At 41.0% G+C, this 13,755-nt stretch carries 15 protein-coding genes and 1 other RNA gene; 12 read left to right on the forward strand and 4 right to left on the reverse strand.

From position 1 onward, the window contains the following. Window positions 1–22 precede the first annotated feature (22 nt). Both FE005_RS12255 and nth read left to right on the forward strand, forming a co-directional pair. Window positions 23–724: a DnaD domain protein gene (locus FE005_RS12255; RefSeq protein WP_003126644.1), complete on the forward strand. Its 702-nt coding sequence runs from the start codon at window positions 23–25 to the stop codon at window positions 722–724. Window positions 725–736: 12 nt separating this feature from the next. Then, window positions 737–1,402 carry an endonuclease III gene (gene nth, locus FE005_RS12260; protein WP_003126643.1) on the forward strand — a complete coding sequence of 222 codons (666 nt, stop codon included), beginning with the start codon at window positions 737–739 and terminating at the stop codon, window positions 1,400–1,402. Window positions 1,403–1,420: 18 nt separating this feature from the next. Here nth and FE005_RS12265 read toward each other — a convergent pair whose 3' ends face one another. Next, window positions 1,421–3,730 carry a PBP1A family penicillin-binding protein gene (locus tag FE005_RS12265; protein WP_230320920.1) on the reverse strand — a complete coding sequence of 770 codons (2,310 nt, stop codon included), beginning with the start codon at window positions 3,728–3,730 and terminating at the stop codon, window positions 1,421–1,423. 1 nt (window position 3,731) lies between these two features. Next, entirely contained in the window at window positions 3,732–4,358 is a 627-nt protein-coding gene (gene recU, locus FE005_RS12270; RefSeq protein WP_005473207.1) for a Holliday junction resolvase RecU, read from the reverse strand. A 70-nt stretch (window positions 4,359–4,428) separates the two neighbouring features. Here recU and FE005_RS12275 point away from each other — a divergent pair, with 70 nt between their 5' ends. The 8 genes from FE005_RS12275 (at window position 4,429) to FE005_RS12310 (ending at window position 10,052) form a co-directional block, all read left to right on the forward strand. After that, a complete protein-coding gene (locus FE005_RS12275) occupies window positions 4,429–4,974 on the forward strand; it encodes a DUF1273 domain-containing protein (RefSeq protein WP_003126640.1) in 546 nt (181 codons plus the stop codon). A gap of 71 nt (window positions 4,975–5,045) precedes the next feature. Then, on the forward strand, window positions 5,046–5,453 hold the full coding sequence (gpsB, locus tag FE005_RS12280) for a cell division regulator GpsB (protein WP_029486829.1): 408 nt from the start codon (window positions 5,046–5,048) through the stop codon (window positions 5,451–5,453). Window positions 5,454–5,470: 17 nt separating this feature from the next. Beyond that, window positions 5,471–5,837, forward strand: an RNA gene (rnpB, locus tag FE005_RS12285) — RNase P RNA component class B. Window positions 5,838–5,903: 66 nt separating this feature from the next. Further along, window positions 5,904–7,067 carry a class I SAM-dependent RNA methyltransferase gene (locus FE005_RS12290; protein WP_003126638.1) on the forward strand — a complete coding sequence of 388 codons (1,164 nt, stop codon included), beginning with the start codon at window positions 5,904–5,906 and terminating at the stop codon, window positions 7,065–7,067. Continuing rightward, complete coding sequence (locus FE005_RS12295; RefSeq protein WP_103300887.1) at window positions 7,064–8,557, forward strand: carboxypeptidase M32; 1,494 nt, start codon at window positions 7,064–7,066, stop codon at window positions 8,555–8,557. The genes FE005_RS12290 and FE005_RS12295 overlap by 4 nt, the downstream gene beginning before the upstream one ends. 179 nt (window positions 8,558–8,736) lie before the next feature. After that, window positions 8,737–9,378 (forward strand): HD domain-containing protein, encoded by a 642-nt coding sequence (locus FE005_RS12300; RefSeq protein WP_029486827.1) that lies wholly within the window; start codon window positions 8,737–8,739, stop codon window positions 9,376–9,378. A 72-nt stretch (window positions 9,379–9,450) separates the two neighbouring features. Further along, entirely contained in the window at window positions 9,451–9,816 is a 366-nt protein-coding gene (locus tag FE005_RS12305) for a hypothetical protein (RefSeq protein WP_050801524.1), read from the forward strand. 11 nt (window positions 9,817–9,827) lie between these two features. Further along, on the forward strand, window positions 9,828–10,052 hold the full coding sequence (locus tag FE005_RS12310) for a hypothetical protein (RefSeq protein WP_060814313.1): 225 nt from the start codon (window positions 9,828–9,830) through the stop codon (window positions 10,050–10,052). A 241-nt stretch (window positions 10,053–10,293) separates the two neighbouring features. Here FE005_RS12310 and FE005_RS12315 read toward each other — a convergent pair whose 3' ends face one another. Then, window positions 10,294–10,620 carry a hypothetical protein gene (locus FE005_RS12315; protein WP_138371863.1) on the reverse strand — a complete coding sequence of 109 codons (327 nt, stop codon included), beginning with the start codon at window positions 10,618–10,620 and terminating at the stop codon, window positions 10,294–10,296. Window positions 10,621–10,715: 95 nt separating this feature from the next. Here FE005_RS12315 and FE005_RS12320 point away from each other — a divergent pair, with 95 nt between their 5' ends. Then, window positions 10,716–11,873: a VanZ family protein gene (locus tag FE005_RS12320; RefSeq protein ID WP_003126631.1), complete on the forward strand. Its 1,158-nt coding sequence runs from the start codon at window positions 10,716–10,718 to the stop codon at window positions 11,871–11,873. A gap of 51 nt (window positions 11,874–11,924) precedes the next feature. Further along, entirely contained in the window at window positions 11,925–13,271 is a 1,347-nt protein-coding gene (locus tag FE005_RS12325) for a DEAD/DEAH box helicase (protein ID WP_138371864.1), read from the forward strand. 50 nt (window positions 13,272–13,321) lie between these two features. Here the strand turns inward: FE005_RS12325 and FE005_RS12330 are convergent, their stop codons facing one another. Further along, a complete protein-coding gene (locus tag FE005_RS12330) occupies window positions 13,322–13,750 on the reverse strand; it encodes a GNAT family N-acetyltransferase (RefSeq protein WP_175413548.1) in 429 nt (142 codons plus the stop codon). Between the last annotated feature and the right edge of the window lie 5 nt (window positions 13,751–13,755).

Here is a 13,755-nt window from a genome sequence, read left to right on the forward strand (position 1 = left end):
GATGGGAAAAGAGGACAATAAGATGATTTCTTTACAAGAATATTTAGCCCAGGGGCAAACAACTGTCTCCAATCTGCTTTTGGAAAACTATCATAGCCTTGGTTTAACCAATGATGAATTTGTATTATGGCTTCAGTTGTATCGTTACCACGAACAAGGCAATGATTTTCCTGATCTAGCAATGATTGCTAAGGGGATGGGAAGTGAGCAAAAAGAAATCTATAAATGGTTGAATGAGCTATTGAATAAACAGATCATCGCCATCGAATCCAAGAAAGATTCAGCAGGGAAGATGGTGGATTACTATGAGTTTTCTGGAATCTATGAACGACTGGAAGTTTGTTTGCGGCAAAAAAATCAGCAGGAGGAAAAGCAGAGCTATGATTCAAAAGTACGTTCGCTTTATCAAATGTTTGAGTCCGAATTTGGCCGTCCGCTTTCAGCAATCGAATACCAGCGAATATCACAATGGCTGGAAGAAGATAAATACCAGCCGGATTTGATTCAATTTGCGTTACGTGAGGCGGTTTTGAATCAAGCTTACAGTTTGAATTATATTGATCGCATTTTACTTTCTTGGGAACGGAAAAATATTACCTCGAAAGAACAAGTAGAAGAAGAACAAAAACGCCGTAAAAAACAGTTTATGCAGAAAGAAAATTTGGAACAAACGAATGGACCCGTTCCTAAGATTCCTATGCATAATTGGTTAGAAGGGGAATAAAGGAGAGTTGTCATGATCAGTAAAGCAAAAACTATGATCGCATTGGAACAAATGTACCAAATGTTCCCCGACGCTCACGGAGAACTGATTTCCAAAAATCCGTTTGAACTGTTGATTGCTGTGATTTTAAGTGCTCAGGCTACGGATGTGTCGGTCAATAAAGTGACCCCCACACTATTTGCTGCCTATCCGACACCTGAGGCCTTGGCAGCAGCCCCTGTTGAGGAAATCATTGAGAAAATACGGACGATCGGTCTTTATCGCAACAAAGCAAAAAATATCAAGGCTTGTGCGTCCCAGCTTATCGAACGATTCAATGGCCAAGTACCTAGAACCCGCGAGGAATTAGTGTCATTACCGGGGGTCGGAAGAAAAACAGCCAACGTTGTTTTAGGCGATGCGTTTGGTATTCCGGCAATCGCTGTGGATACCCACGTCGAACGAGTAACCAAGCGCTTACGGATTTGCCGATTAGATGCGAATGTCTTAGAAGTAGAACAAACATTGATGAAAAAAGTGCCAGAAGATCTTTGGGTCAAAACACATCACACACTGATTTTCTTTGGACGATACCATTGCACAGCTAGAGCGCCAAAATGTGAAGTTTGCCCATTATTGACAATGTGCCAAGAAGGACAACTGCGGATGCGCGCAAAAAAAGTTCAGCCACCTCAATGAGAGGCGGCTGAACTTTTTTTATTCAGGATTTGTTTCATTTGTCCCTGGAGTAGTCGACGAAGATGATGGCGTCGAACTTGACTCCGAAGAAGACGATGGTGTGCTTTCACTTTCTGACGGTGGCGGTGTAGATTGTGAGCTTTCAGAAGAAGATTCAACTGGTGGAATCGATTCTTCCGTTGAACTGCTAGATTCAACGATTTCAGAACTGCTTTCTGGTGTTGATTCAGGAAGCGAAGAAGAGCTGATCGTTGATCTTGTGCTAGAACTTGGTTGCTGGTAAGTCCCTTTGATGTAAAGCTCATTGCCGATCCGGGTCAAATCTGCGGGCATTTTCCAGTCGCGGTTCTCAACAGAGGCTGAGACATATTGCATCAATTCCCGATAAACATCTGAGGCAACATGAGTACTGCTGTCTGTGATCGGCGTCATTTTATCATTATATCCTGTCCAAACAGCTAAAGAAAAGGATGGGGTATAACCTGCAAACGTGATATCCGGGTAAGCACCGTTTGACGTATCCAATTGGGCCAATTGATTGTCATCATAGTTGGAAGTCCCGGTTTTCCCAGCTTGGTATAGTCCATCGATTTGGGCGTTGGTTCCTGTTCCGACAGAAATCACGTCTTTCAGAATATCGGTGACCATATAGGCTGTCGTATCATCCATCGCTTTTTGACCTTCCACTTTGAAGGAGTCTTCATCAACTGTTCCATCTTGCGAAACGATCTTATTGACATATTGCGGTTCGTAATAGGTTCCGCCATTTGAAAAGGCAGCATAAGCAGCAGCCATTTTCAAGCTAGAGATCCCATACTTGGTGCCATCGATTTCTGACGTGTTGCTGGAAATTGCATTGGACTGTTCAATGTTTTTGTATTCAATACCTAGGCCTTTCAAGAAGGAAGAAATATTGTCAGCACCTACTTCTTCAAAAAGCTTTGCTGCTGGAACATTTCTCGATTGAGCCAGTGCTGTCCGCAAAGTGATATTTCCCATATATTGTCGATCCCAGTTGTAGATTGGTGTGTTCGTCCCCACATAATTATAGGGTTCGTCCAAAATCATGCGGCCTGTTGAATTTTGTAAAAATTGGAAGGCTGGACCATAGTCTGTCAGGGGTTTAACGGTTGAGCCAAAGTCACGAGTGACGTTGACTGCTAAATTATTACCTAAGACAACATCGTCTTCCACATGACGAGCACCGATTTGCGCGACAACTTTACCACTATTAACATCTACCAGAGTAGCGGCTACTTGCATTTTATCATCTGGGAAATTGATGTATTCGTCACTATTAACGATGTCATACAATCGTTTTTGGGTATTGACATCAAGATTCGTATAGATGTCCAATCCATCCGTATAGACATCTTTGCCGGTTTTTGCTTTTACTTCATCAATCACTTCTTTAAAGTAATTGTCATAATATTTCCATTCGTTATTTCGTTGCGGATTTTTTTGCAATCCTTCTGAAATATCTTCGGCTTTGGCTGCCTCATATTCGTCTTTAGTGATTTTTTCATTCTCATACATGGTTAACAGAACAAGATCTCGTCGCTGTTTAGCTTTGTCTGGGTGAGCATATGGATCATAAGCAGAAGGGGCGTTTGGTAATCCAGCGATTAATGCTGTTTGAGCCAAATCTAGTTGATCCAATGTCTTGTTATAGAACTTCATGGCAGCTGTCTGCATCCCATAGACACCGTTAGACATGTACACTTTATTGATATAGTAGGTCAAGATTTCTTGTTTGGATTTTGTTTGTTCCAGTCTGACGGCCATCCAAGCTTCTTGCGCTTTTCTTCGCAACGTCTGATCTTCTGCACTAGTAGAGAAGAAGGATAATTTGATCAATTGCTGTGTTAGGGTGCTCCCACCTTGCATGCCACCAGTCGTCACGTTCGACAATGCCGATCCAATGATACGGATAGGGTCTACTCCAATGTGTTGATAGAAACGACGATCCTCTACAGATACAATCGCATCTTCCAATTGCTGCGGAATTTCATTCGCAGTGATTTTTTCACGGGTCTCGCTACCAAAATCGAGGATCAGATCTCCATTGGAGGCGTAGAACCTGGAAGAAGCAGCAGAATCGAGCTGTTTCTCATCTAATGGTGGTGCATCTTTAGCGTACCACCAAAAAAGTCCCATCCCTGATAAGAGACCGAGACATCCTAAAAAGAAGAGCCCCATAAAGGTACGAAGTAAAATACTGCCAATCGTTCGTTTTCCTTTCGGCTTTTTTTGTTTCGGGCCTTTATATGCAGCCGCCGCTTTCTTAGAATCATGTCGAGAAGCTCTCGATTGCGATTCTTTCGCCATACTAATCATTCTCCTTCATTGACAAAAATTGATCTACTGCTTTTAAATAAGGAATACGCGGAGCGATTCCTGGGATGATCTCAATGCCGTTTTTCTCTATATAGGCAAGAGGCAGCGATTTTTTACCTGTTGTTTTTTGTTGATGCCACTCTGTGATCAAGTTGCTGCTCGTCAAAAAAAAGCAGCGTTGCAAGCTTGAGAACCATAACAAGACAAAGCAGACTCCTTGCTGCGTCAGACAGTTTTCCATATGCTGAATCTGATGCTCATGAAAATTTTTGAAGGGGAAAGAGGTTTTGTTCTGTGTCTCTTTGGCTTCAAAATCCAAGTAATATCCGCGATAAACACCATTATAGTCCGTGGTAGAGGCTTCTCGGAAGTAAGCTTCTTTAATCACAGCTGCACTGCGGCGGGGATAATCCACCTTAACGATCTGAACAGGTGTAGGTTTTTTATGAATGACTGCTGCTTGACGATTCAAATAATAGGCATTGCTTTGATTGATTGCTTCTTCAAAACGCATTCCGCGGTTCGCGAAAGTTTTTGGCCGAGCTATTTTTTCTTGCAATTTTTGTTTTTTACCGCCATCATAAGCAGAAGACTGACCGTTAGGGTATCGAATGACCATGTTATTCACACTCCTAGGCATCATTATACCAAAAAGACGTTTGGAAAGAAAAGAGATGACTGCTTAAACAATGAAAACCTTATATTTTACCGGCTACCGCAGCTTTGAACTTGGTGTATTTCAAGAAAAAGATCCCAAAATCAAAATTATTAAGAAAGTAATAAAAATGTCTTTGCTTTCTTACATTGAACAAGGACTGGAATGGGTGCTGATCAGTGGCAATCTAGGAGCAGAAATATGGTGTGCAGAAGTGGTGGAGCTTTTGCAAAAAGACTATCCAGAAATCAAACTAGGGATCATTTATCCGTTTCAAGGATTTGGTGAAAACTGGAATGAAGCGAACCAGCAAATGTTGCAACGAGTGCAAATGAGCGCTGATTATGTGAATGCCACTAGCCATCAACCCTACAAAGAACCAAGCCAATTAAGAAATCATACCCAGTTTCTATTGGAACACACAGATGGTGCGTTGCTGCTTTATGATGAAGAATTCCCTGGAAAAACCAGCTTTTTTTTGAAAGATGCGAAGAAATATCGGGAGGATCATCCTTACGAGATCGATCAAATTACAATGGATGATCTGCAAAACGCAACATTTGATAGTAATTTACTTTGATTTCTGAGAGTTTTTTGATAGAATGGTCTAGAAAGTGAAAATCATTTGGAAAAATCAATGAGGTGTAAATAATGGCAAATCTAATTTTTAGTCCCAAGGATATTCTTCAACAAGAATTTAAAACAAAAATGCGCGGCTATGATCCAGTGGAAGTCGATGAATTTTTAGACAATATCATCAAAGACTACGAGAGCTACAACAAAGAGATTTTAGCATTGCAAGAAGAAAACGATCGTTTGAATGCAAAAATCGATCAACTTTCTAAGAACCAAGCGATTGCATCACGGGTCCAACAAGAAGCGCCAAAAAGTCAAACAGTGACAAATTTTGATATTTTGAAACGTTTGTCTAATTTGGAAAAAGAAGTTTTTGGCAAAAAATTGGATCAAGAAGAACCAGTTACACGTTCCTCTTCATACAACAGCAACTACACAAATGCGGATTTTGAAGACGATAACGAAAAAACACGTCAATTCTAATCAATTTGATTGCTGTGGTTTTCGGGTAATTGCGGCATAACTTTGATTATGCTGAGGAAAGTCCATGCTCGCACAAGCTGAGATGCTTGTAGTGATCGTGCCTAGCGAAACAATAAGCTAGGGTACTTGAAAGAGTAACGGCAGGAAAAATGGCTAAGGCGCGAGCTATGCCAAAGTATCCTTGAAAGTGCCACAGTGACGAAGCAAGACGGGAAACCGTCTTGGTGGAACGCGGTAAACCCCTCGAGCGAGCAACCCAAACAATGGTAGGGGCGCTTTTTGCACGGAAATGAACGGAGCAAAAAGGCAAGTAATTGCAGATAGATAATTACCCAACGTTTTCTTCTCCCTGAGGAAGACGTGGACAGAACATGGCTTATAGAAAATCACAGCAGATCAGGGAATCCTTCCATCAACGGAAGGTTTTTTTATATCAAGAAGGAGAAATCTATGACAGAAAAAGTATTTGATTGTGTCGCAACCGCTGCTAGTGGGTTAGAAGCGCTAGTTGGTAAGGAGTTGCGAGATTTAGGCATTGAATGCCAAGTAGAAAATGGACGGGCTCGTTTCAAAGGAACGTTGGAGACCATTGCAACCGCCAATCTCTGGTTACGCACAGCTGACCGCATTAAGATTGTGGTGGGAGAATTTGATGTATACACCTTTGATGAATTATTTGAGCAAGTCAAAGCATTACCTTGGGAAGACTTTCTGCCGCTAGACGCAGAGTTTCCTGTGGCAGGTAAATCGATCAAATCGAAGTTATTCAGTGTGCCTGATTGTCAGGCAATCACAAAAAAAGCGATCGTTAATCGATTACGGGAAGTTTATCATCGCCCTGCAAGTGTTCCTTTAACTGAAAGTGGTGCTTTCTTTCAGTTGGAAGTTGCTTTGTTGAAAGATCATGCCATGATTACACTCGATACGACAGGACCGAGTTTGTTCAAACGTGGCTATCGACTAGAAAAAGGGGGCGCACCCTTAAAAGAAAATATGGCTGCAGCATTAGTCATGTTGACCAACTGGCGCAAAGACCGACCGTTTGTTGATCCTGTATGCGGTTCCGGTACACTGTGCATCGAAGCAGCACTGATCGGACATAATATTGCCCCTGGATTCAATCGCTCCTTTGTCTGTGAGACATGGGATTGGGTTCCAGCTGAAGTATTTGAGACTGTAAGAGCTCAGGCAGACGAAGCAGCCGATTACGATAGCCAACTGGACATTATGGGCTCAGATATCAATGGACGGATGATCGAAATCGCCAAAGCAAACGCGGAAGAGATTGGTCTAGGTGATTCCATCACCTTCAAACAACAAGCAGTCAAAGATTTTAAAACAGACAAAGAATACGGCGTGATCGTTGCCAACCCACCATATGGGGAACGTTTAGGAGAAGAAGAGACGGTACAGCGCTTGTACCGTGAAATGGGCGAAGTCTTTCGGCCATTAAAAACTTGGAGCAAATACATTTTGACCAGTGACCTTACATTTGAGACCCACTATGGTGAAAAAGCAACCAAGAAACGCAAACTATATAATGGTGCGTTGCGTACGGATTTCTTCCAGTATTGGGGCAGTCGCCCACCGCGTAAAAAGGAGACGGTTGAATGAAAGAACAAGAATTTCTAAAAGAATTAAAAGAGCTCGATTTGCTGTCACAAGCAATGGGAATCCTTGGTTGGGATACTCAGACGGGAATGCCTGAAAAGGCCAGCGAATATCGCAGTGAAGTTGACAGCTACTTGTATGGCTTGTATTTCGAAAAGAAAGTCGGACCAACGATCCAAGAAGCCATTACTTATTTTGGTCAGCACCCTGATGAATTATCTGAAGTTGGTCAAGCAGCTTATCAGCTGGTGAAAGAAGAATATGAGCTGCAAAAAAATGTTCCTAATGAATTAGCGATCGCAGCTTCTGCTGCTACTTCTAGAGCTCATACTGCTTGGACGCAAGCCCGCAAAGCGAAAGATTTCTCTTTATTCAAGGAAGCATTAGCTGAGAATATCCGTTTGACAAAAGAGCTGATCCCTTATTGGAAAAAAGAGGAACGGACAAATTATGATGTTCTTTTGAATCAATATGAACCGAACATGACCGTTGAAATCTTGGATAATGTGTTTTCACAAGTTCGTGATGGAATCATGGATATTCGTCGCCAGTTAGAAAAAGGTACTCCACCAGATACAACGATCTTATCTCGTAAAATGACAGAGGCGCAACAGCGGAAATTCATCTCGAAAGTCATCACAGACTTAGGGTATGATTTTTCTCGCGGGCGGTTGGACAATACGGTGCATCCTTTTGCGACCGGCATTAACCACAATGATGTTCGCTTGACGACTCGTTGGAATGAAGAAGATTTTTCGATGGGAATATTCGGCGTGATTCATGAAGCAGGCCACGGCATGTATGAACAAAACATTGATGAAAAATTTGAAGGAACGCCGGTCCACGAAGGAGCATCCATGGGAATCCATGAATCGCAATCTTTATTCAATGAGATCATTATCGGTAGCAATCGCAACTTTTGGGAGAAACAATACCCTTATTTTCAAGAGTGTGCAGAAGGAACTTTCGATGATGTTTCCTTTGAGACTTTCTACAATGCATTAAAATTTACCCAAGCAAGTTTGATTCGGATCGAAGCAGATAGCCTGACGTATGTTTTGCATATCATTATCCGTTACGAGATTGAGAAGATGATTTTCAATGAAGAAGTGAATGTGGAAGATCTGCCAACTATTTGGAATGATAAATATGAAGAATACTTAGGCGTACGTCCGCAAAATGATTTAGAAGGTATCTTGCAAGACGTTCATTGGTCAGGGTCAAGTTTTGGCTATTTCCCATCATACGCTTTAGGATACATGTATGCGGCACAGCTTTTTCATGCAATGGAAAAAGAGATCGATGTCGATGCTGTATTGGCTTCTGATGATTATTCAGAGATCCGCCAATGGTTGACCACGCACATTCATCAATACGGGGCTTCTAAAAAACCAAATCAATTGATTCTGGATGCGACAGGAGAACTGTTAAATCCGCAATATTTATTGGATTATCTGCGGAAGGTTTATTTTTCTGTTTATCAAATCCGCTAATGAGCAAGCCTTTCGTTCACTCGAAAGGCTTCTTCTCATCTTTAAAAAAACGCACGGCAAACTAGGTAGCTAGACGATAGTATTTATTGACTTTAGGTTCTGATACTTTGATGGAATCGGACGATTGAATCAGAATGCTAGCAATAGAAACAAGATAAAAAAGACAGGAGTTTCAAAAAATGGCTGATATAGCACCAATTTATGAATATGCCAAATTGATTTTGGGAACTGATCACACAGGGCATGGCTTTGATCATGTCAAGAGAGTAGCCGCAATGGCTAAACAGATCATTGCCGAAGATCAACTGCAAGTAGATGATTACGTTGTGGAAGCAGCGGCATTTTTGCACGATACCATTGATGATAAGGTGGTGAAAGATGTGGTGAAAGCCAAAGAAGAAGTGCAGCAATGCCTTCTCGCTGCTGGAGCCACAGCAGAACAAATCAGTCATATATTTACAATCATTGAGAATCTCTCTTTCTCAAAAGAGTTATTGGCAGGGGCACAAGTCTCCTCTTTAGAAGGACAAATCGTGAAAGATGCGGATCGCTTAGATGCATTGGGCGCAATTGGTATTTTGCGTACTAGTTACTTTGGCGGTGCACATCAGCATCCGATCCATGAATCAGAGCGAGCGCCGAAAACGTTCACAAACCACGCTGACTATCGAAAAGGGACCACCGTGATCAATCATTTCTATGAAAAGTTGTTTTTATTGCCTGAAAAAATGCACACACACTTTGGCAAACAAGAAGCGCTGCGGCGTAAAGACTTTATGACAACCTTTTTAACTGAATTTTATAGAGAATGGGATGTTTAGTAATTTTTAATCTTCAGTTCGATTCCTTTGTGTTTCCTCTGTATTTATCTATAATTATAAATAAGGGGAGGGATGGATATGTATTACAAACAAGCGCTGAAACCGAATGAATTATTACCTGCACTTTCTGATTCTGGGGAATGTTTTTTTATCATTCGAGCAGCATTACCCATCCGGAATTATCAAGTTGCCATTTACCGGTACGATGATGAGTATTTTTTATTGCAAGATGAACGTTTATTTAATCAGATCTCTAGTATTTCCAGGGAACGGCAAGGAGATGAAGAACAGATTCTGCCATTCATCGAAGAAGCATTAGAAGACAATCACTATTTTCTAGTGGAAAAAGAGTTTATCCGCTTGGATTTATTGACGCTACAAAAAATGACAACCATTCAATCGTTTGAAATATTGTTTTACGAATTCTTTGATTTTTGAGGTGATGGGTGATGAAAAAAACGGAATACCTAACCATTGAGGATGCAGCACTCGCTGATTTATTTCTTGATCTGGGTGATAAGTACAGCAACCTCGAATTGATTGACGAAGAAAAAGATTTGGATGTGGTCGTTTTGTCAAATAGCGACTGGCAATATCTTTTGGAACAACTGGATGATGAAGTCAAGGAGCAATTTCTTGCACAGGCCGAGACTGATTTTCTAGACGAGGAGTAAGAATAGAGGGGCAAATGCCCAATGAATGTATGTAGGTTAAAGAAAAACAGAAGAACACAAAACAAAAAAATATCCGAACGATAGTCGATGAAGAATGCGATGCGCTTAACTTAAGTCCGCATGCATGTAAGTACGCTTGATCATTCAGCTATCGTTCGGATAATTGTTTTGTTTGACGGATTCATTTGTTTTTCAGAGCGCCTGTCAGTCAACATTTGAATAAAGTGAAACTGTATCTTTTTCATTTGGATTGGAGACGTACTTTTTTGATTTTAGCATAACCCCGAAAAATATTGCGGATCACTAACAAGAGACCGATCAGCAACGGAATAGCTAATAAGTAGAGGGAATAGCCATGGACCTGCTCTACCACAGCAGTATTGGTTTTATTTACTTCTGTCAGCGCCTGTTGGATCACTTGGAAACTGAATACACTCATAAATCCAGCAATGATAAAGAGTACAAACCCTAAATAAGGAATATGAGAAGAACGGCGAAAAAGCGCAAAGCCGATATAGAGCAATAAAAGAAAAAATGGCACACCAAAAGCAAAATAAGGATTCAACATGTTTTTTAACCTCCTTTTATTTATCATACTCCAAAATTTACGTTTTGGGAATTACAGTGTAAGATTAAAAGGAAATAGATTTTTAGGAGGATGTTATGTCAGCTTATCTTATGCCAATCAAGGTTGCATTACTGTTATTTCCATTCTTGGCACTTGCAATCTCGTCGATATTTTTTGTGCGCCAATACCGTAAATTTGGCCGATTTATTTTTTCACGAGCAATTGTACTTTATTCATTTGTTTTTTATCTGCTTTGTGCCTATTTCTTGGTCATTTTGCCGTTGCCGAGTATTGAAGAAGTCGCTCAAATGACCGGTCCCAAAATGGAGTGGCAGTTAGGTGCTTCCTGGCAGCATTTTTTGCAGCAAACGGTGTTACAAATCAATGATCCCACTACGTATCTTCCGGCTTTGAAGCAAAACGTAGTCTTAGAGCCATTATTCAATCTTTTTTTGACACTGCCTTTTGGTGTCTATATGCGCTACTACTTTAAATTGTCTTTTCCGAAGACGATTGTGGCAACCTTTGGCTTATCACTGTTCTTTGAATTGACTCAGTTAACTGGATTATACTTTATTTATCCGCGCCCTTATCGGTTGTTTGACGTCAATGATTTATTTGTCAATACCCTTGGCGGGACCATTGGCTTTTTGGTGACGCCATTGTTTACCTTCCTGTTGCCTACCCGTGAAGAGATGGATGCCGAATCTTATGCCAAAGATAATCGAGTGACGTTTACTCGCCGATTTGTTGCTTGGCTGATCGATTGGGGAATATTGAATTTATTCGCTTGGATGCTTATGATTCTGTTAAGAGTGACTGTGAATAAAGAAATCGATGACTTTACGAATGATTATTGGTATTTTTTACTAGAAGTAGTTCTTTACTTTATTCTTTTGAATTATATTCTCAATGGACAAACGCTAGGAAAAAAACTTGTTCGCATTCGAGTGATGGAGGAAAACCATTCCCGTGTCAGTTTCAGAGCAATTTTTAAGCGTTATGGATTGCTCTATCTGATCTATGTTAGTGCGACACGCATCAATGTGTTGTTTACGCCTTTTATTCAATCTACTAATCAAATGCTCGTCCTAGTGAGTTTGTTGGTTGTGTTGATTTTTGGTTTGATCCAACTTGGATTTTATTGCAACATCCTTTGGGCAGCATTCAAAAAACAACCGCGATTCTTTTACGAAAAAAGAACGGCTACTTATGTAGTAAGCACGATCCAGCGAAACAAGGTTAGGAATTGAGCTGGAAATATGCTATAATCCAAAAGATGTCAATAGAAAGAAGGTGTTTGAATGTCTTTTGAGTCATTTAAATTTCAACCATTTATTTACGAAGCGTTAGCGGAGAAGAAATTTACTTCACCAACAGAAGTTCAAGAAAAATTAATTCCTGTGATCCAAAAAGGTCGCAGTGTCGTGGGACAATCCCAAACTGGAAGTGGGAAGACGCATACATTTTTGCTTCCTTTGATGGATCAAATCGATCCGCAAAAAGATGAAGTGCAAGTCGTGATCACTGCACCGAGTCGTGAATTAGCCACGCAGATTTATCAAGCGGCAAAACAACTAGCAGAATTTCAGCAACCAGAGATTCGTGTGACCAACTTTGTAGGCGGCACGGATAAACAACGACAAATGGACCGTTTGCAAAACCAGCAGCCGCAGCTTGTTATCGGGACACCGGGACGAATTCTAGATATGATCAATGAACAAGCACTGGCTGTGCATACGGCACAAGCCTTTGTCATTGATGAAGCAGATATGACATTAGATATGGGCTTTTTGGAAGAAGTGGACCAAATTGCTAGTCGATTGCCGGAAAAACTGCAAATGTTAGTTTTCTCTGCAACGATTCCAGAAAAGCTGCGTCCTTTTTTGAAAAAATATCTCGAAAATCCATTGATCGAAGAAATTCGTCCGAAAGCAGTCATCTCTGAATCCATTGAAAATTGGTTGATCTCAACTAAAGGAAAAGATAAGAATCAATTGGTTTATCAACTACTAACGACGGGACATCCTTATTTGGCGATTGTTTTTGCCAATACCAAATCCCGAGTGGATGAATTAACCGGCTATCTGAAAGAAAAAGGGCTGAAAGTAGCCAAGATCCATGGCGATATCACACCGCGAGAACGCAAACGTGTGATGCGTCAGGTTCAAAATTTAGAGTATCAATATGTAGTCGCAACTGATTTAGCTGCTCGCGGGATTGACATCGAGGGGGTTTCGCATGTAATCAATGCTGAGATTCCGGCGGATTTGGATTTCTTTATTCATCGTGTGGGACGTACTGGACGTAATCAGTTAGCTGGAACAGCGATCACTTTGTATGATCCTAGTGACGAACAAGCCATTCAAGCAATCGAAGATTTAGGTGTAAAATTCCAACCAAAAGAAATCAAAAATGGGGAGATCGTTGCAACATATGATCGGAATCGTCGACAAAAACGTGAAAAATCAAGAGACGAATTAGACCCAACATTGATTGGGTTGGTCAAGAAGAAAAAGAAAAAAATCAAGCCTGGCTACAAGAAGAAAATTCAGTGGGCTGTTGATAAGAAAAACAAAGAGAAACGAAAGATCGAACGTCGTCAGTCGAATCGCTCTGCTCGCAAGAATAAAAAAAATTCCAGTATCTAATTTAAGGAACACCCATCGGCCAGGCAATGGCTATTGGGTGTTCCTTCGTTTTAGCAAAGATTTTTTCCCATTTTTACACAGAGGATTCCATCTTCTTCAAAAGGAGGAGAGAGGATCTCATAGCCGCATTTTTGATAAAAGCCGACTGCTGCAATTTCAGAAGACAAAACCGACCAGCAAAAGCCATCGGTGATCGCTTTTTTCTCATAGGCCGCTAACAACTGCCGTCCTATCCCTTGCTTTCGATAGTTTTTAGCCACGCAAAAGCGATCGGGCTGGATCGTTTGCGAATCCAACGATTGATAGCGAATAGTGGCAATTGGTACTTGGCCTTCTGCCAGTAGAAAATAATGGCAGAACTGATCTTTTTGATCAAATTCTAATTCAGGAGCGATTCCTTGTTCGTCGACAAAGACAGATCTTCTAAGTGCAAAAACAGCCTGCTGAATCCAGTCCTCCCGCCCAAAATAAAGCTGCATCATTT

The sequence above is a fragment of the Enterococcus sp. M190262 genome (genome assembly GCF_005843965.1).
GTDB classification, from domain to species: domain Bacteria; phylum Bacillota; class Bacilli; order Lactobacillales; family Enterococcaceae; genus Enterococcus_D; species Enterococcus_D gallinarum.